Raw genomic sequence first — 18,620 nt, 5'->3', positions numbered from 1 at the left:
GACGCGATACCATCGGCCTTGTGGGGCGAAACCTTCAAAACGCCGGGAAACTCAGGCCCATCGACCTGGCACGACGTCACGGTCTGTCCACGCAGGCCGTGAGGAACTACGAGGGGGCCGGCATCCTCCCTCCGGCCGGCCGCACGGCCCACGGCTATCGCACCTACACGGAGCTGCACGCGCAGGCCCTCAGCGCGTTCCTCACGCTGGTTCCGGGGCACAGTCACCGGACGGCGACGGCGGTCATGCGGGCCGTGAACCGGGGTGCGGCCGACGAGGCGCTCCGCTTGATCGACGAGAGTCACGCCCAGTTGCTCGAGGACCGGCGCACACTGCAGGCCGTGGAGGGAGCTCTCCGCGCCCTCTCCCCGGAGAGGGGGTCCGCGCGCGACACCCCCGGGCCCCGCTCGGGTCGTACGTTCATCGGCCCGTTGGCCGCGGAGCTGGGGGTGCGGCCGGCGACCTTGCGCAAGTGGGAGGAGGCCGGGCTCGTGCGCCCGCGACGGGATCCGGTGACCGGGTACCGGGTCTACGACGACGCCGACGTACGCGACGCACGGCTGGCTCACCAACTCCGGCGCGGCGGCCACCTGCTGGAGCAGATCGCCCCGCTGATCGCACAGGTGCGGGAGGCGGGCGGAGTGGAGCCGCTGGAAGACACGTTGCGCGAGTGGCGCGGCCGGCTGTCCGCCCGTGGACGGGCGATGCTCGCCGGGGCCGCGGAGCTGGACGCCTACCTCCGCGCACGCGCGTGAAGCCCATCGGTGTGAAGCGGGCCGGCCTCAGGAGCCGCCTCGGCAGCCGCTGAAGTCGCGGACCCGCTCCCCGGGATCGACGCGGTGCCGGCCAGGTGCCTGGCCGGCACCCGGTTCCCGCGGTGGGCCACGCTGCCACCGGACCTGCTCGACCCGGCCGGCCCCGGACGTCAGCCGGTCACGCCGAGGGCTCCGAGCAGCATCGGAAGCGAGTCGTGCAGTTCGCGTTGCCAGTAGGGCCAGGCGTGCGTGCCGGGGCCGTAGAAGTCGGTAATCAGGTGCCGCGCACCCACGCGCTTCAGCTCCGCGGCGAGGGCGTGGTTCTGGCGGTTGAAGTCGGCCTCGAGGGCGCTGGTGCCGCCCGGTGGGTCCAGGGGGCCGGTGGTGCCGTCTCCGCAGGAGAGGTACACGGGGAGGTGCTTGAGGCGCTCGGCCAGGTGGAAGGGGTCGTGCGCCTCCCAGACGCGGCGCTGGGCGACCGGGTCCCCCCAGACGCGCAGGGGGTCGTCGCCCTGGCCCGCGAAGAAGCCCATGACGCGGTCGACCGACTCGTCGTTCAGGAGCGGGTGCGCGGAGCCGGAGTAGGCGGCGGTGGCCTTGAACATCCCGGGGTGGCGGGCGGCGTACAGCAGGGCGCCCTGGCCTCCCATCGACAGGCCGGCCACGACGCGGTCGCGGCCGGCGCCCCAGTCGCGCTCCAGGAGGTGCCGCAGTTCCACGGTGTGGAAGGTCTCCCAGGCGGGGTCGCCGCCCCGGCCGTGGTTCCACCAGTCGCTGTACCAGCCGTTCCAGCCGGCCTCGGGCATGACGACGAGCACGTCGCGCAGGCTGTCGACGGCCGCGACGTCCGTCTTGGCGGTCCATGACGTGTAGTCGCCGCAGCAGCCGTGCAGGAGCCAGAAGGTGGGCCAGTGCCGGTGCCGGTCGGCCGGGTTCCAGCCGTCGGGGGTGAGGAGACGGACGTTGGCCGTCCGGCCGCCCAGGGCCGTGGAGCGGACCGTCAGGTCGAGCTGGCGGTCCGCGACCCGGGTGACCGCGACGACCTCGGCGCCGTGCGGTCCTACGGCACCCGGGGCGGGGGCCGGGGTGGTCGTCCGGGGTGGGTCGGCGGCGCGTGCGGGGGTGGTGGGCACGAGGGTGAGGAGGAGGACGGCGAGGACGAGCCGGATGCGGGCTCGGAGGGTCAGGACGGCGGTCACGGCGGCTCCCTGCGGTGCGGTGCGTCGCTGCATGAACGGTTCGACCGGGCTCGGGGACGGACTTGCCTCGGGGCAGGATCCACCACGGGAGCGATCCGCGACAGTACGGGTGCTCTCTTTCCCGAGGGGGCGGGCTGAGCCGTGGGGCCCATGTTCCTCACTGCTGCGTACAACCTTTTCCTGTCGTCGCAGGTCACCTCCGGTGTGTACGTGCGATTCCCGCACGGGCGGGCCGAGCGGGGCCGGCTCGTGACGCAGTCCTTCCCGCTCGCCGGCCCCGAGGGCCGGCGCCGGTGCGGGCACCGTCCGCAGTCGGCCCCCCGTCCCGCCACCGGGCCCCGGCCCTTCGACATCCCCGTTGCCTGAGGAAGCCCTCGTTGACCGACAGCACCACCCCTCGCCGGGACGGATCGGCTCCCGTCCCGCCGCCGGCCGCCCCTTCCCCGTCGGACGTGCGTGCGGAACGCCGACGGCTCGTCGAGTCGATCGGCGCCGTCCGCCGCCTCCTCTCCGAGCGCCGCGCCTTCGAGGTCGCCGACCAGCGGCGCCTCCAGCACGAGGCGAGGCGGCGAAAGCGCGTCGAGGCCGCCCACGGCGAGAGACTGCACCGCATCGAGGAGGAACGGGCCCGCCAGGAGGCCTCGCTGGCCCACCGGCTCGGTGCGCTGGACGGAGAGCGCGAACGCCGAGAGGGTCAGGCCCTGTCCGTCCTGCGCCGTCAGTCCGTCGAGCGGGCCCTCGGCAGCACGTACCTCACCGCCAGCGAGGTGAACGGCATCGGCGCCGGCCTCATCCGCAGCCTGTCGGCGCAGGGCATCAGGACCGCGGCCGACTTCGACGACGTGAGCTGGGGCAAGGCGCCGAACGGCAAGGGCGGCGACGTCCTCTACCTCCACCGCACCAAGGGCGGCAGGATCCACATCAACGGCATCGGCGAGCACCGTGGCCGCCCGCTGCTGGAGTGGCGCCGGGCCGCCCTCGCCCGTGCGGAGGCCCGCGCCCCGCACAAACTGCCCCCGGACGAGCGGCACCGCATCACCGAGATCATCGAGGCCGAGCGGGTCCGTCTGCGCGGGGAGTCGGCAGAGGTACCGCGGACCGCCGAGGCGGCGCGCGCGGAAGCCGTACGGCTGCACGCCGAGGCCCTCGGCCCGCTCGACGGCGCCGCGAGCGAGGCGGCGCGGCTCGCCGCCGTACGCCGGGCGGAGTTCGACACGATGGCCGAGCGGCTGGGGGACCTCCAGGACCGGTTGTCCGCCCACATCGAGGCGTACGGCGATGTCGGCCGCCGCGTCCGGCGCGCACAGAAGCGCGCGCTCCGACCGGTCGCCGAGGTGCCGCGGCCCCTCCCCGGCATTCCGTCTCCCCGCACTCCCGGGGATGCGGCAACCGGGGTCAGCCTCACCAAGGGGACCGGCCGGCCCGATCGCCGCCCGGTTCCGGGTGTCCGGGCGAGCCCCGGCTGGCTGGTCCCGGTGCTCTACTTCGCCCTGACGGCCGTCGTGGGCGTGGGCGAGCTGGGAGGCAACACGGCTCACCCGTACACGATGATCGCCTCCCGGCTCGTCGCCCTGGCCGCCGTGGCCGAACTCCTGCGGCTGTGGCTGCCCCGTGTGCGCACCCGGTCCGCGGGTCCGATGCCCGACGGAACCGGCTGGCAGACATCCGGCGTCTTCCTCGCGCTGACCGCTACCGGCATGTTCGAGGACGAGCAGTCCGATGTCTTCGGGGCGGCCTGCGTCGTATCGGTCCTTGCCGCCGTGCTCTTCCTGGCGGGGACCGTCAGCCGCATGGTGAAGACGGACGACCGCGCCGGCGAGAGTTCCACTGAGCCCGCCTGACCCGGCCTGGAGCCGCTCAGGACCGGGAGCACGTCCGGGAGACCGGACACCACTCCCCCGCCGCCCCCGGCGGACCGGGGTCGCCGCGTCCGGTCAGGCGCTCGTCACGGCGGAGGCGATGCTGCGGTGCCGGGCGGCGCCGTGGGTGAAGTCGGGGACGCCCGAGGTGCCCTCGCGCAGGTCGTCCAGGAACTGCCGGTAGGCGTGAGCGACCGCGTAGGCCGGCGCGTCGGCGCGCGGGTCCAGATACGGGACGCGGAGGTACGGTTCCGGCACCGTGAGGGGAGCGAGACCGGTGGACGTTCCGCGGCCGCCCTCCAGGGTGAGCGGGCTGAGCTGGGGGTGGCCGACCGGGGCGGTGAGGACGAGGTCGCCCTCGGTGCCGTTGATCTCCCAGCGGAAGTTGGTGCCCCGGGACACGCCTCCACGGTAGTGGAAGGTGACCACCGCGCCGCCGGGGAGCCGTCCCGAGGCCACCACCTGGTCGGCGGCGGTCATGGGCACGGGCTGTCCGCTCCCGGTGTCCACGGCCGACGTACGGCGCGACGCCAGGCGGATCCGCAGTTCCTCGGGTTCCCCCAGCACGGACGCGAGCCCGTCGAGGGCGTGGCTGAACGGAACGGTCAGCAGCGTCGCGCCGTTGGCGGCGTCGAGCACGTAGTGATCGCCGGGGCCGACGGTGGCGCCCCAGGCGCCACCGGATCCGACGACCGTCGTGGACAGCACCTCCCCCACGTATCCGTCGGCCACGAGATCCCGTACGTGGGCGAGGGCCGGGTGCGACCGCGCCTGGAGTCCGACGGCGGTCGGCACGGAGCGGCCGCGCGCCAGCCGGGCCATGTCCTCGGCCTCCGCGAGCCCGTTGCCCAGCGGCCATTCGCACAGCACGCTCTTGCCGGCGCTCAGCGCCGCGGTCACCAGCTCCCGGTGGTGCGGCACCTTCACCGCCACGACCACGAGGTCCACCTCGTCGCAGGCGGCCAGCTCGGCCGCGGTCCCGAAGGTGCGGGGCACACCGTGTTTCCGTCCGGAGAGCTCCGCCGACCGCTCCGAGCTCGTGCTCAGCGCCCTCAGCTCGTAGCCCGGGACGGCGCGCAGGGCCGGCAGGTGGGAGCGCTCGGCCCAGCTCCCCTGAGCACCGAGTCCGATGATGCCCACTCCGATCGGCTTCTCGGACCGGGCCAGCTCGGCGAGCGGTGATGCGGATGTGTTCATGACTCGCAGCCTTCTTCGCGTGGACGCCTCGGCGCACTCACAGGCCGGCGAGGGAGCAGCCGCCTGCTAGTGTTGATATATCAACACTAGGAAGGGTGCGTTGACATGTCAACACCTGGCGACGGGACCACCGGCCCGGACGAGTCCATGGGCGCCACCGCACCGGAGCCCGTCGGCCTCTGGTCCGCCTTCAAGCGCGCCCACGAGACCGTGCGCGCCCGCGTGATCGCGGACACCGCCGAGGCGGCGGGCCTGTCCGAGCCGGACCTGACGATCCTCGTCAGCCTCGACAAGGCCGGAGGCGCCCTGCGCCAGAGCGAACTGGTCACGTCGCTCGGCTGGGACCGCACCCGCGTCTCCCATCAGCTCACCCGCATGGACAAGCGCGGACTCGTCACCCGCGAACGCGCCGCCGGTGTCACCGTCGTCCTCACCGACGCCGGACGTCAGGCCGTCGCCGCCGTGCACCCCGGCCTGGAAGCCGCCGTGCGCCGCCACTTCACCGACAAGCTCTCCGCGCGGGAGATCGAGACACTGAGCTCTGTGCTCCGTCGGCTGTAGTCGCCCGGAACACGAAGCCGACGTGCCGCCGGGGCCGGGTCGGCAGCCGTCGGGCGTCGCGCCGACCATCCACCACCCTGCGACGGCGAGGGCCTTGGAGGCCCTGCTCACCGGCACGTGACGGCTGTGGCCGGGTCCCGGTCGGATCGGGACCCGGCCACTCCGAAGCCGGCCCCCTCCGCGTCCGCGGCGCTCCTTCGGTGAACCGCTCATCGCCGCCGAGCGCCCCGCACACGACACCGCCGGTTCAGTCCCCGGCCGAGAGGATCGTCCGCGCGGCCCGTGCCGCCCGGGCCGCTGTGCCCGCGATGCTCGACGTGATGAACGGGCCGCCTCCGGCGAGGTCTCCCACCACGTGCAGACGGGGGTGCGCCGGGACCAGCCCGCCGGACGGGTGCGGCTCGGCCGAGCCGTCGGCCACCAGGGCGGTGATCAGTGGCCCGGCCGTCCGTGGAGTCGCCCCCGGCTGCGGGTTCACGGCGTTGACGACGGTGTCGAACGTGCGGGTGCCGTCGGTGCCCCGTACCCGGAACGCCCCGTCGGCCGCCTCGATCGTGCGGACGCCCGCGGCGACGGCGAGCTGTCCGGAGTCCAACAGCCGCAGCACGGTGACGGCGTTCACCGGGACCATCGGTGAGGCCACGCTCGTCACCGTGCGGAAGTGGCGCCGCAGCCGCGTGCGATCGGATTCGGGCAGCAACCGCCACGCGTACGGGCCGACACTGTGCGTCGTCTCCTGGAGGACCCGGCGGCCGATCCTCGGGTCGTCGACAGCGGCCAGTTGCGCCCGCAGGCGCCGAACCGGCCCTTCGGTCCCGGCCACCGGCAGTTCGGCCGTGAAAGCATCGAAGTCCTCCCCCTCTTCCGCCAGTTCGGCGCGCAGCAACCCGATGAGGTCGTCGAGGGCGACGGCGCCGTGCTCCTGGTGCAGCGCCGCCACCCGCTCAGCGGTCACGTGCCGGGGCCGGTGATCGACCGGGCGCTGCCAGACGTGGGGGAGCACACCGCTGCGGGACAGCAGCGTGATCGGCCCGGTGTGCCCGCGCGCGGCGAGCGACACGACGATGTCGACCGCGGTCAGGCCGCTCCCGACGACCGCGATGTCGCTGCCGGACGGGATCCGGTCGAGCGTGTGTGCCAGCGGGTACGGATCGGCCGTGAAACCGGGGGCGCCGTCGAGACCGTAGTGGTCCTGCGGTGGTCCCCCGCCCACGCACAGGGCCACGTGGTCGGCCTCGTGGCCGTCTCCGTCCTCGGTGCACAGCGACCAGCGCCCCCCGGACCGGGCCGCCCCGGTGACGCGGGCGGTGACGGTGCGAACCCGCCAGCCGGTCTCGCGCAGGGTGACCAGCGCCGTCTCGGCGGTGTGTGCCAGGTACTCGCCGTAGAGCGCACGCGGGACCAGCGGGTGGCCCAGCCGTTCGTCGAGGTGGGCGGTGCCACGCGTGCCCAGCCAGGCCGCGTAGTGCCCGGAGTCCTGGTGGCGGATCGACATGACGGCCGGTGGCGCGTTGACCAGGACCGTGTCCAGGTCCGGACCGTACGGACGGCCTCGCCAAAGACGCGGGGACGGCTCGAAGACCGTGAGGGTCCCGGGTCTGCCGGCGGTGGCCGCCAGCGCGTCCAGCAGACCGACCGCGGCGGCACCCGCTCCGACGACGGCGATGTCCATGTTCTTCCCTTCGTGTTCCGGGCCGCCTCCGGAAGGAACCGCGGCCTCTTCGAGCCTCGCCGCCGGCGGTACCGGTCCCCCATCCCCCGCGTGCGGCGACCGGCCGGTAACCCTCCCCCTCAAACGGGGGGTTGGCGCATGCCCGGAAGGCGGGCAGGCTGGCTCGCATCCGAACCACGGGGGGATTTCCATGCCCGGTGCGCGCCGCCACGCCGAGGTGCCGTCAGGTCACGCCGAGGTGCTGAAGGTGCTGTCGGGTGCGGAACGGGCCACCGACACGCGCGACCTCTTCGTCCGTTCGTCCGCCGGGCTGCGACGGATCGTGCCGTTCGACTCGGCCGTATGGGCGGCCACCGATCCGGAGACCGGTCTCATCACCGCGCCGATGCTGGTGGAGAACCTCGGTTCCGGTGAAGGCTGCGCCGCGTACTGGGAGAGCGAACTGCTGGAGGAGAACGTCCTCCCGTTCCGGGACCTCGCTCGCGCCGCCGTCCCGGCGGCCGGTCTGCGCGCGGCCACCGACGACCTGCCCGCGCGCAGCGCGCGTTTCCGCCGACTGCTCGCCGGCCAGGGCGTGGACGACGAATTGCGGGCCGTGTTGCGGGCCGGCGACCGGCCGTGGGCCGTGGTGAGCCTGTTCCGTACGCGCGGTGGCGCCCCGTTCGGTCCGGCCGAGACCGCGCTGCTCGCCGGTCTGTCCGGCCCGCTGGCCGCGCGGCTGCGCCGGTTCGCCCGCCCGTCCGCGTCCGGCGGCACGACCGGCGCGCACGCGCCCGGTCTGGTGCTCTTCGCCCCTTCCGGCGAGCCGACGTCGGTCAACGAGGAGGCCCGGCAGCACCTCTCGCAACTCCCTGAAGGCCCCTCCGTTCCCTCGCGGTTGGGTCTGAGGTTGCCGATCTGGGTGGTCGCCACCGCGCTGCGGGCACGGGCGATCGCCCGGGGCCTCGACCGGGCGGGCGGCGCGCGGACGCGCATCCGGACCGTCGACGGCCGCTGGCTGGCCTGCCACGCCTCCTGTCTCAGCGGCCCCGCCGGACGACCCGGTCCCGTGGCACTCGTCATCGAGCCGGTGGCCGCCGCCGACCGGGCGGTCCTCATCGCCGAGGCGTACGGCCTGACGCCGCGCGAGCTGGAGGTCACCCGGCTCGTCACGCGCGGGCTGCCCACCGCCGAGATCGCCGCGACGCTGTTCATCTCCCCGCACACCGTGCGCGACCATCTCAAGGCCGTCTTCGGCAAGACGGAGGTCTCCAGCCGGGGGGAGCTCGTCGCGCGACTGTTCGCCGAGCACCACCGGCCCGTGTGAGCACCCCGGCCGTCGGGCGTCGAAGCGGCCGGTGCCCTCGCACGGGCGGCGCCGGCCCCCTGTCCTTCTCGCACGGGGCGCACCGGCGCCCACGGGACGTACCGGCTCGTAGCAGTTCCTGTCGCTCACTCGTGCGCCGGGCGTCTCTCCGGCGGCGCGCGGAGGCCCCGAGCGGTACCGGGAGCCGGTGCGGCCCGGGCACCGGGGAAGGCGGTGCGCCTCCCACGTACCCGGGCCGACACCGTGCGCGAGGTACCTGCGGGCCCGTCCGGGCGACGCCGTTCAGCCGCCCGCCGCGGGGCGCCCCGGCCGGCCGTACGGGTCGTCGTTCCCGCGGGGGCCCTGCGATCCGGCCGGGCACGTCACCCGTTCACCGCCCCTCAGTGAGGGGCGGGGCCTGCGCGGTGCGCCGTACGCCGGCGGCGGCGAGCACGGCACCCACCACGCACAGCACTCCGGTGACGAGCACGGCACTGTGGACCCCGTTCATGAAGGCCTGGCCACTGCCCTCGACGACCGCGGCCCTCAGCTGGGCGGGCATGTCACCGGAGACCGGGGAGACGCCCATCGCCACCGCGTCCTTGGCCTCCGCCAGGCCCTGCGCCACGGGGGCGGGCACTCCGCCGGCGGTCAGTTCCCCGTCGAGCGTCGAACCGACACGGCTGCTGATCAGCGAGACGAGGACGGAGGTGCCGAGCGCGCCGCCGATCTGCAGCGCGGTGGCCTGCAGACCGCCGGCGACACCGGCGTCCTTGACGGGGGCGTTGCCGACGATGGCGTCGGAGGAGGCCGCCATCACCATGCCGACGCCCAGGCCGAGGGCGATGAATGGCGGCCACAGCGCGCCGTAGGAGGAGTGCGCGTCCCAGGTGAGCATCCAGAAGGACGCGGCGGCCTGGAGGGCCATGCCCAGCGGCATCGACAGCCGCGCGCCGAAGCGCTCGGTGAGCGCGGCGCCGACCGGCGAGGCGACGACGGAGGCGAGGCTGAGCGGCAGGGTGCGCACACCGGCCTCGACGGGGGTGAAGCCGCGGACGTTCTGCAGGTACAGCATCACGAAGAAGATCACGCCGAGCAGGACGAAGAAGTTGACGGCGGTGATGATCGTGCCGATCGTCAGCGCGGGGCTGCGGAACATGCGCATGGGAAGCAGCGGGTGCCCGACGCGCGTCTCGTACCAGCCGAAGGCCAGCAGGATCACGATGCCCGCGGCGATGGTGCCCAGGGTGCCGGCGGAGGTCCAGCCCCAGGTCTCGCCCTTGACCACGCCGAAGACGACCGCGAGCAGTCCGAGCGCCAGCAGGACGACGCCGGGGATGTCGAAGCGGTGGTGACCGGTGGGGTTCTTGCTCTGCGGCAGGACGAGTGCGCTGAACACGAGCGCGACGACGCCGATGGGGGCGTTGATGTAGAAGACCGACTCCCAGTTGACGTGTTCGACGAGCAGACCGCCGACGATGGGGCCGAGCGCGGTCGACACGGACGACACCATCGCCCAGATGCCCACGGCCATGCCGAACTTCTTCGGCGGGAAGACCGCCCGCAGCATTCCCAGGGTGTTGGGCATGAGCAGGGCGCCGAAGAAGCCCTGCAGGGCGCGGAAGGCGATGACGCCCTCGATCGATCCGGCCAGGCCGATCGCCACGGAGGCCGCCGTGAAGCCGGCGACACCGATCAGGTAGTACGTGCGCCGGCCGAAGCGGTCGCCCAGCTTGCCGCCGAGGATCAACGCGGCGGCCAGGGCGAGGAGGTAGGAGTTGGTGACCCACTGCAGATCGGCGGTGGACGCGTCGAGGTCGCGTCCGATCTCGGGGTTGGCGATGGCCACGACGCTGCCGTCGAGCCCGACCATGAACAGGCCGAAGGCGACAGCGATCAGGGTCAGCCACGGATTGCTCCGGCGGCCGCGCCGGACGCCGTCGGGGGCGTCGGCGGACAGGGGTGGGTGATCCACGGCAGTGGAGGACATGAAGGTGATTCCCGGGTGCTAAGAGAACAGGTGACGGCGCCCGCCGGGCCGGATCGGCCGGGCGGGTTCCGCGGTGTTGCCGTCAGTGGGCGGGGTGGAGACGCCGCGCGAGGTTGCTCAGAGCGGCAAGGGCCGATCCGATGGCGTCGAGATCCCCGTCGGTGAGGGTGTGCAGCGCCTCGACGACGTAACCGTGCCTGAGGTCGTCCACCCGGGTCAGGTCCTGCCGTGCCCGCACCGTCAGATGCAGGTGCGCCACTCGCTTGTCGCGGGTGTCCTGCCGGCGTTCCAGCAGTCCCTGCCGGGTCATCTGTGAGACCAGGGCACTGACGTTGTTCGGCTTCATCAGCATCACGTCGGCGGCTTCGCGTACGGCGATGCCGTCCCGCTCCGCGACCAGCCGCAGCAGCGCCATCTGCCCCTCGGGGGGCTTGGGGATCGCGACGTCCTGGGCGAGGCGTCGGTCCACTGCCCGGTTCAGCGTCGGCAGGATCGCCGTCAGCGCACGGGCTACGTGGCTGAGGTCCTGGTCGGACGCGTGGGAACCGGGCATCCCCCAATCTTAGTACGTCTTCATACCTATGGCCAAATATCTTTCCGGGCCGCCCGGACGGCGCGGCGCCCCGACCTGGGCCGGCGCGCGTCGGCGCTTCGGGACGTGGATGCCGTGATGACGCAGGTACAGGTCGGGGTGGGAGAGGCCTGTCGCCCCTTCCTCGTCAGGTGCCGCGCCGACGGCCGGGCACCCGGAGACGGCCGAAGTCCTGGAAACGACCCGATACCCGGAGACGGCCGGAATCCCGGAGCACCTGCTCGCGGCCGCATGACAGTCGCGGCCGGGTCCCGGGTTCACCAGGATCCGGCTGTGCCCGCACCGGAACGGGCGGCGGTCGCCGATCCACCTGGCAAGCCCTCAGCCGTAACAAGCCGGCAGGGGCTCCAGGCCTTCCGGCACTCCGTACTTGATGGCCGCCGTGTACGCCTCCGCGATGTCGCAGCCCTTGTCGAACCACGGGAAGGCGAACAGGCTCCAGACCAGAAGGACGATGACAAGCGCCGAGCGTGTTCCCTTCGACATGTCTGCGTTGTTCCGCCCCACGCGGCGGAACATGCCGTACCGCCTCCGGTGTCGGGGCCGGGTGACGCGGACCTCCGCGGTGACGGCGCGTTCGGGCGAACGGCGCGGACTCGTCCTCGACACCGCCACCGCCACGCCGTGAGGCACTGTCACGAGCTGTTCACGCGTACCGGGCGCGGTCCCGCCGGTGGCGTGCTGCCGCGGGGGCCTGGCCCGTGCCAGGGCTCGCCGTCGCGGCGGTCGGCTGCGAAGAGGGGAACGGACCGTCCTCACGACGGGTCCGTTCCGTCCTCCTCGGAGGTTCCCCGGAAACGCCGTGCCCGGATACGAGGCACGAGATCATGTGCCACATGATCCATGCTTCCCGACGCACCCTGCTGACCGCCTTCGCCGCCTCCGCCGCCTCCGTTCCGCTGGCCGGGGCGGTCGCCGCATCCGCGCGCGCCGCCTCGTCCGTCCCCGTGTCCGTACAGCCCTTCGCGGCCGCGACCGGGTCGGCCGCGGCCCGGTCCTCCGTGACGCTGTCCCCGCTGGACGCCTCCTACTTCGCCCCGGTGACGCTCGACGCCTCGCTCACCACGACCGTGCTGCCGGGCCCCCCGGCCCGTACCGAGGTCACCTCGGGTGGCAGACGCGTCGCGCTGCTGACCCACGGCGCGCGGACCGTCTTACTGCCGGGGCCGCGGCGCACGTTCACCGAGGACAAGCGGCCCTTCGTGGACGACTTCCGGCGCACCCTGCCGGACCTGTCGCTGCCGGCCGCGGAACGGAGTTACTGGGGCGCCTCCCCCGGCGGCGGCACCTGGTCCACCCTCGGGCCCGTCGACACCGACTACTCGGTGCTGCCGGGCACCGGCATCATCGACCTGACCACCGACTACGCCAGTCGCCACGCCAGTCTGCGCGACAGCGAGATCACCGACGTCGACGTGCGCTCCGTGGCCGCGTTCGACAAGGTTCCCACCGGCGAGGCGTGCTCGTACGCGCTGTCCTTCGGATACCAGGACACCCACAACAACTACCGGGCCCGGCTGTCCTTCCTCACCACGGGCGCGGTCCAGCTGCGCGTCGAGAAGGAGGTCGCAGACACCGTCACCCAGCTGGTCCCGGCCCTGACACTCGCCACGGAGGTGCCCGCGAACACCGACTGGACGATCCGGGTGCGCCGCGAGGGTTCCCGCATCCGGGTCAAAGCGTGGCGTTCGGAGTCGGCCGAACCGTCCGCGTGGGACGTCGACGTCAGCGACTCCACCTTCGCCAAGGGCCGGGTGGGTCTGCGCGCCCTGGCCAACAGGGGGTGCGCCAACCTGCCGGTCAGGCTCTCCGTCAGCCGCTTCCAGGTGGACGCCGCGACCTGGGACGCCCCGCCGAGCGTCACGCACGGCGACTGGGTGCGTGTGCTGCCCCGGCCGTTCGACGGCACCTGGACCGGGGAGCTGGACCAGGTCATACGCGGCTGGGCCGGCTCCACGGCTCCGGATGTGCTCGCGTACGCCGCGATGTTCCTCGGCGGGGCTCCGGCGGTGACGGCCGGGGCGGGGCCGGCCCTGGGCAGGCAGGTGCTGGGAGAGGCCGGATACGGCTACCTGGACCCACAGGGGTACCGCTACGAGGGTGCCGACTTCCACGAGTACATGGGCATCGGCTGGACCTTCGACGACGGTGACCACACCGGGCCGTCCAGCAAGCAGGTCGGCAACCTCGACTGCTCGGGGTACACGCGCATGGTGTACGGCTATCACATGGGCGTGCCGCTGGCGGCGGGCGAGGACACCTCCCGGCAGCGGCTGCCCCGCAAGTCCCGGGACATGGCGGACTATGCACCCGGTGTGCGCATCGACCGGACCGACGGCGCCGCTCCGCCCACCGCCGCACTGCTCCAGCCCGGTGACCTGGTGCTGTTCAACGCCGACTCCGGTGACGACCGGCAGACGGCCACGGCCGACCACGTCGGCATCCACCTGGGCGAGGACGCGGACGGCAAGCGTCGTTTCCTCTCCAGCCGCAAGACCGTCAACGGGCCCACCATGGCCGATCTCGGTGGCGCCTCGCTGCTGGACGGCACGGGTACCTACGCCAGGACCCTGCACACGGTGCACCGGATCTGACACCGGGTCACGCGGGCCGGCCCGCGGCGGCGTGAGGGGCACGGGCCGTCGGATTCCCTTCCGGGTCTTCGGCGGCCCGTCCGCGCTCACCGGTGACGTGGGTACGTCAGGCCGCTCGCCGTGCGCGGTCCGCGTGGCCGCGGATGATCTCCGCGTACCGGTGACCGGAGCCCTTGATGGTGCGGACCTGGGTCTCGTAGTCGACGTGGACGAGGCCGAAGCGCTTGTCGTAGCCGTACGCCCACTCGAAGTTGTCCAGCAGCGACCAGGCGAAGTACCCGGCCAGCGGTGCGCCCTTGCGGGCGGCCGAGGCGCAGGCCGCGAGGTGGGCGGCGAGGTAGTCCTGGCGCTCCGGGTCGTCGATCGTGCCGTCGGGGCGGACGACGTCGGGGAAGGACGAGCCGTTCTCGGTGATGTACAGCCTGCGCGCGCCGTAGTCGTTCGTCAGGCGCAGCAGCAGGTCCTCGATGCCGCTCGCGTCGATCTCCCAGTCCATGCCGGTGCGCGGGACGCCGTCGCGGCGGACGGTGCGGGCACGGGGGGCCGGTCCCGTGGGGTCGTCGGCGACCGTCTGCGGGAAGTAGTAGTTCAGGCCGAGCCAGTCCAGGTCGGCGCCGATCAGCTTCATGTCGCCCGGCTGCTCCGGGAGTTCGACGCCGTAGACCTCCCGCATGTCCTCCGGGAAGCCGCGGCCGTGGACCGGGTCGAGCCACCAGCGGTTGGTGTGGCCGTCCATGCGGCGGGCCGCCGCCAGGTCCTCCTCGCGGTCACTGGCCGCGTGGATGGTGGAGAGGTTGTTGACGATGCCCACCTGGGCGTTCGGGGCCGCCGAGCGGATCGCCCGCATGGCCAGGCCGTGGCCGAGGAGCAGGTGGTAGGAGGCGCGGACCGCCGCCGTCAGGTCGGTCAGGCCGGGGGCCATGACGCCTTCGAGGTGGCCGATCCAGGCCGAGCACAGCGGCTCGTTGAGGGTGGTCCAGTGGGAGACGCGGTCGCCGAGGCGTTCGGCGACGACGGAGGCGTACGAAGCGAAGTGCTCGGCGGTGGACCGCTCCTGCCAGCCGCGGTCCCGGTCCTGGAGCGCCTGCGGCAGGTCCCAGTGGTAGAGGGTGACGGACGGGGTGATGCCCGCCTCCAGGAGACCGTCGACCAGCTCGTCGTAGAAGGCGAGGCCCTTGGCGTTGACCGGTCCGTCGCCGCCCGGCACCACGCGCGGCCAGGCGACGGACAGGCGGTAGGCGTTGGTGCCCAGCCGGCGCATCAGGTCGATGTCCTCGCGCCAGCGGTGGTAGTGGTCGCAGGCGACGTCGCCGTGGTCGTCGTTGTCGATCTTCCCCGGGGTGTGGGAGAAGGTGTCCCAGATCGACGGTGAACGGCCGTCCTCCGCCACGGCTCCCTCGATCTGGTACGCCGATGTGGCCGTGCCCCACAGGAAGTCGTGCGGGAGTGCGGCGAAGTCGATGCTCACGTAGGTCCTTTCGTTCTTTTCGGAGGTGCCGGTCACCCGGATGCCGGTCACTTGACCGCTCCGGCGGTCAGTCCGGCCACCAGGTAGCGCTGGAGCAGCAGGAAGCCGGCCACCACGGGGACGCTCACCACGAGCGACGCGGCCATGATCTGGTTCCAGTACACGTCGTTCTGGGTGGAGTAGCCCTGGAGGCCGACGGCGAGGGTGCGGGTGGTGTCGTTGGTCATGACGGAGGCGAACAGGACCTCGCCCCAGGCGGTCATGAAGGCGTAGACGGCGACCGCGACGATGCCGGGTACGGCCGCCGGGACGACGACCCGGATCAGCGCCTTGAGCGGGCCGCAGCCGTCGACCAGGGCCGCCTCGTCCAGGTCGCGCGGCACCGAGTCGAAGTACCCGATCAGCATCCAGATGGAGAAGGGGAGGGAGAAGGTCAGATAGGTGAGGATCAGACCGCCGCGGGAACCGAACAGGGCGATGCCCGTGGCGTTTCCGATGTTCACGTAGATGAGGAACAGGGGCAGCAGGAAGAGGATGCCCGGGAACATCTGTGTGGACAGGACCGTCACCGAGAAGACCCGCTTGCCCCGGAACTCGTAGCGGCTGACCGCGTAGGCGGCGAAGACCGCGATCACGACCGAGCAGACGGTCGCCACGCCCGCCACGATCAGGGAGTTCACGAAGTACTTCGCCAGCGGGACCGTCGACCAGATGTCGATGTACGGGCGGAACGTCAGACCCGTGGGCAGCCAGCGGAACTTGCCGGTGACGTCCTCCAGCGGTTTCAGCGAGCTGGAGACCATGACGTACACCGGCAGCAGCACGAAGCCGGTGAGCAGGGTCAGAAAGACGCGGCGCGTCCACAGGAAGGACGCCGGTACGGCCATCGGGGACCGGGGCGCGGCCGTACGGGGCCGGGGTGCGGCCGTCGGGGAGCTAGACACGGGCGGACCTCCGCCGTTCGCGCGACGTCAGGAACAGGTACACGCCCGTCACGACGAGCAGGAAGAGCAGCAGCAGGACCGACATGGCGGAGCCGGTGCCGAAGTTCCAGGTGACGAACGACGACTGGTAGATGTGGATGGAGATCAGGTCGGCGGCCTCGGGGGCGGCCTTGCCGAACAGCACGTACGGCGTGTTGAAGTCGTTGAACGTCCACAGGAACAGCACCAGGACCAGCACCTGGTTGACCGGGCGCAGCGACGGCAGGGTGATGCGGCGGATCTGCTGCCAGACGCCGGCGCCGTCCAGGGAGGCCGCCTCGTACAGCTCCTTGGGGATGTTCTGCAGGCCGGCCATGACGATGAGGAAGGCGAACGGCCAGCCCTTCCAGACGGACACCACGAGCAGCGCGATGAAGCTGTTGTCGCCGATCAGCCAGAAGGAGGGCTTGTCGGTGAGGCCGAGCTGGTCGTGCAGGACGTGGTTCACCAGGCCGTTGTCGTGCTGGAACATGAACGCCCAGGTGATGACGGCCGCGTAGACCGGCAGGGCGTACGGCACCAGGAAGACCGCCCGGAGCAGGCCCCGGCCGCGGAAGGTGTCCTGCATGCAGATCGCCGCCGCCGTGCCGATGAACCAGCACAGGCCGACGGAGAGCAGCGTGAACGCGCAGGTGACGAGGAAGGAGTGGAGCAGCGCCTCACCGACCGGGGCGCTGAAGTCCACCGACGTCCGGTAGTTGTCGAGGGCGGTCCAGGGTGCCGTGGTCCAGTCCCGGATGTAGAACTGGGTGAGCTCCTTGAAGCTCATCACGATGCCGATGACCATCGGCACCAGGTGGACGAGGAGTTCGAGCAGCAGGGCCGGCAGAAGGAGCAGGTAGGGCAGTCCGATGCGGCGGATCCGCCCGGTGCGGCGGCGGGGTCCGCGCGCCGCACCGGGGGAGCTCTTGCCGACCGTCCGCTCGCCCGGCCCCGCCGGGGCGGTCGTGGTGGTCATGGAGATGTCCGTGTCCGTGTCGGAGTCGGGTGGGCGGTCACTTGGTGGGCATCTGCTGCTGCGCCTTGGCGAGCTTGGCCTTCACCGACTCGGTGGTCACCTCGCGGCCGGCGGCGGCGTCGGCGAACAGTTCCTTGACGGCCGTACCGACCGCCGTCTCGAACTGCGACTCGTCGGGCACCTGGGGCAGGGCGGCGGCGCTGGTGGCGAGCGTCTCGCGCAGTACGGCGGTGCCCTGGGTGTTGAACGCCGGGTCGGACTGGGCGGCCTTGACCGGCGGGATGGAGCCGTAGGCCTTGTTGAGGAGCTTCTGCTCGGCGTCGCTGGTCATGAACTTCACGAACTGGGTGGCGCCGTCGATGTTGTCGCTGTTCTTGAAGACGGCCATGTTGATGCCCGCGACCATGGAGTTGGTGTTCGTGCCGGTGCCGGGGGCGCCGGAGGGGACGGGAGCGGGGGCGATGCCCCACTGGTCGTCCTTCATGCCCATGGTCTTGAAGGTCGCGGAGGCGGTCTGCCAGAGGACCATCGCCGTCTTGCCCTTGGCGAAGTCGCTGAGGGACTGGTTCTGCGCGTACTCGGCGTTGCCGGGGGCGATGACCTTGTCCTTGGCCATCAGGTCGACGTACTGCTTCACGGCGGCGACGGCGCCGTCCGAGGTGAAGTCGGGCTTGCCGTCGGCGGTGAAGAAGTCGGCGCCGTGCTGCTTGCCGAGGACGAAGACCTGGTGGATGTTGTTCGACAGGTTGGAGCCCTCGGCGCCGAGGCCCCACTTGCCGTCCTTGGAGATCTTCTTGCCGGTCTCGACCAGCTCGTCCCAGGTGGCCGGGGGCTTGGTGACGCCCGCGTCGGCGAACATCTGCTTGTTGTAGTAGAGCGCGTAGGCCATCGAGTACAGCGGCACCGCGGCCGGGTCCTGGCCCTGGACGCCGGTGGAGCCGAGCGCGGAGTCGACGAAGCGGTCCTTGCCGCCGATCCTGTCGAAGTTCTTCGCGTCCCAGGGCAGCAGCGCGCCGGTGGCCTGGAGGGAGGCGGACCAGGTGTTGCCGATGTTCAGGACGTCGGGGCCCTGGCCGGAGGTGGTGGCGGTGAGGATCCGGTTGAGCAGGTCGGACCAGGGCACCACCTCCAGCTTCACCTTGATCCCGGTCTCCTTCTCGAACTTGTCGAGCTCCGGCTGGAGGACCTTCTTGTCGACCTCGACGCTGGCGCCCTGGTTGGAGGCCCAGTAGGTGAGTTCCTTCGGTGAGTCGTTGGACCCGCCGCCCGTCGACGAGCCCCCGCCGCAGGCCGAGGCGGCGAGAGCGAGAGACATGGTGACGGCGCCTATGGCTGCGGCTCGGATGCTGCGCATGGCTTCTGGGTCCCTTTCCGGGAGGCGAGAAGTCAGAGGCCGGCTTCCGGAAGCGACACCCCGTTCGCGCCCCGAAGCCCCTCATGGCTTAATTTAGGACGTGAGTTAAACCTCAAGAGAAGCCCGCGTCAAGGTGTCTCGCACGCCCGTTCC

At 72.1% G+C, this 18,620-nt stretch carries 15 protein-coding genes; 5 read left to right on the top strand and 10 right to left on the bottom strand.

What is annotated here, in order from left to right; translation table 11 throughout:
- Positions 1 to 20 precede the first annotated feature (20 nt).
- Positions 21 to 755: a TioE family transcriptional regulator gene (locus ACF1DX_RS30325; RefSeq protein ID WP_391794318.1), complete on the top strand. Its 735-nt coding sequence runs from the start codon at positions 21 to 23 to the stop codon at positions 753 to 755.
- A 170-nt stretch (positions 756 to 925) separates the two neighbouring features.
- On the opposite strand, the gene ACF1DX_RS30320 is transcribed toward ACF1DX_RS30325, so the two are convergent.
- Complete coding sequence (locus ACF1DX_RS30320; RefSeq protein ID WP_391794317.1) at positions 926 to 1,987, bottom strand: alpha/beta hydrolase; 1,062 nt, start codon at positions 1,985 to 1,987, stop codon at positions 926 to 928.
- Positions 1,988 to 2,331: 344 nt separating this feature from the next.
- On the opposite strand from ACF1DX_RS30320, the gene ACF1DX_RS30315 reads away from it, so the two are divergent.
- Positions 2,332 to 3,795 (top strand): hypothetical protein, encoded by a 1,464-nt coding sequence (locus tag ACF1DX_RS30315; protein ID WP_391794316.1) that lies wholly within the window; start codon positions 2,332 to 2,334, stop codon positions 3,793 to 3,795.
- Positions 3,796 to 3,888: 93 nt separating this feature from the next.
- Here the strand turns inward: ACF1DX_RS30315 and ACF1DX_RS30310 are convergent, their stop codons facing one another.
- Positions 3,889 to 5,010 carry a Gfo/Idh/MocA family protein gene (locus ACF1DX_RS30310; protein ID WP_391794315.1) on the bottom strand — a complete coding sequence of 374 codons (1,122 nt, stop codon included), beginning with the start codon at positions 5,008 to 5,010 and terminating at the stop codon, positions 3,889 to 3,891.
- A 147-nt stretch (positions 5,011 to 5,157) separates the two neighbouring features.
- Here ACF1DX_RS30310 and ACF1DX_RS30305 point away from each other — a divergent pair, with 147 nt between their 5' ends.
- A complete protein-coding gene (locus tag ACF1DX_RS30305; RefSeq protein WP_391794353.1) occupies positions 5,158 to 5,571 on the top strand; it encodes a MarR family winged helix-turn-helix transcriptional regulator in 414 nt (137 codons plus the stop codon).
- 247 nt (positions 5,572 to 5,818) lie between these two features.
- Here ACF1DX_RS30305 and ACF1DX_RS30300 read toward each other — a convergent pair whose 3' ends face one another.
- On the bottom strand, positions 5,819 to 7,243 hold the full coding sequence (locus ACF1DX_RS30300) for an FAD/NAD(P)-binding protein (RefSeq protein ID WP_391794314.1): 1,425 nt from the start codon (positions 7,241 to 7,243) through the stop codon (positions 5,819 to 5,821).
- A 190-nt stretch (positions 7,244 to 7,433) separates the two neighbouring features.
- Between ACF1DX_RS30300 and ACF1DX_RS30295 the strand changes: the two genes are divergently transcribed.
- Positions 7,434 to 8,549: a LuxR C-terminal-related transcriptional regulator gene (locus tag ACF1DX_RS30295; protein WP_391794313.1), complete on the top strand. Its 1,116-nt coding sequence runs from the start codon at positions 7,434 to 7,436 to the stop codon at positions 8,547 to 8,549.
- Between the two features lie 370 nt (positions 8,550 to 8,919).
- Here the strand turns inward: ACF1DX_RS30295 and ACF1DX_RS30290 are convergent, their stop codons facing one another.
- The 3 genes from ACF1DX_RS30290 to ACF1DX_RS30280 form a co-directional block, all read right to left on the bottom strand.
- Positions 8,920 to 10,518, bottom strand: a complete 1,599-nt coding sequence (locus ACF1DX_RS30290; protein ID WP_391794312.1) for an MFS transporter — start codon at positions 10,516 to 10,518, stop codon at positions 8,920 to 8,922.
- Between the two features lie 82 nt (positions 10,519 to 10,600).
- Entirely contained in the window at positions 10,601 to 11,071 is a 471-nt protein-coding gene (locus ACF1DX_RS30285; RefSeq protein ID WP_391794311.1) for a MarR family winged helix-turn-helix transcriptional regulator, read from the bottom strand.
- Positions 11,072 to 11,431: 360 nt separating this feature from the next.
- Positions 11,432 to 11,596, bottom strand: coding sequence for a hypothetical protein (locus ACF1DX_RS30280; RefSeq protein WP_391794310.1), 165 nt, complete (start codon positions 11,594 to 11,596; stop codon positions 11,432 to 11,434).
- A 350-nt stretch (positions 11,597 to 11,946) separates the two neighbouring features.
- On the opposite strand from ACF1DX_RS30280, the gene ACF1DX_RS30275 reads away from it, so the two are divergent.
- On the top strand, positions 11,947 to 13,704 hold the full coding sequence (locus ACF1DX_RS30275) for an NlpC/P60 family protein (RefSeq protein ID WP_391794309.1): 1,758 nt from the start codon (positions 11,947 to 11,949) through the stop codon (positions 13,702 to 13,704).
- Between the two features lie 106 nt (positions 13,705 to 13,810).
- Here ACF1DX_RS30275 and ACF1DX_RS30270 read toward each other — a convergent pair whose 3' ends face one another.
- From ACF1DX_RS30270 to ACF1DX_RS30255, 4 genes are read right to left on the bottom strand one after another with little or no spacing between them, the layout of a single operon-like run.
- Complete coding sequence (locus tag ACF1DX_RS30270; RefSeq protein WP_391794308.1) at positions 13,811 to 15,172, bottom strand: GH1 family beta-glucosidase; 1,362 nt, start codon at positions 15,170 to 15,172, stop codon at positions 13,811 to 13,813.
- A gap of 47 nt (positions 15,173 to 15,219) precedes the next feature.
- Positions 15,220 to 16,059 carry a carbohydrate ABC transporter permease gene (locus ACF1DX_RS30265; RefSeq protein WP_391794352.1) on the bottom strand — a complete coding sequence of 280 codons (840 nt, stop codon included), beginning with the start codon at positions 16,057 to 16,059 and terminating at the stop codon, positions 15,220 to 15,222.
- A 49-nt stretch (positions 16,060 to 16,108) separates the two neighbouring features.
- Positions 16,109 to 17,113 (bottom strand): carbohydrate ABC transporter permease, encoded by a 1,005-nt coding sequence (locus ACF1DX_RS30260; protein ID WP_391794307.1) that lies wholly within the window; start codon positions 17,111 to 17,113, stop codon positions 16,109 to 16,111.
- Positions 17,114 to 17,150: 37 nt separating this feature from the next.
- On the bottom strand, positions 17,151 to 18,467 hold the full coding sequence (locus tag ACF1DX_RS30255) for an ABC transporter substrate-binding protein (RefSeq protein ID WP_391794306.1): 1,317 nt from the start codon (positions 18,465 to 18,467) through the stop codon (positions 17,151 to 17,153).
- Between the last annotated feature and the right edge of the window lie 153 nt (positions 18,468 to 18,620).

The sequence above is a fragment of the Streptomyces sp. NPDC014676 genome (assembly GCF_043084105.1).
GTDB lineage: Bacteria > Actinomycetota > Actinomycetes > Streptomycetales > Streptomycetaceae > Streptomyces.
The sequence above is the reverse complement of the archived record's forward strand: the minus strand, read 5'-3'. Positions and strand labels throughout refer to the sequence as shown.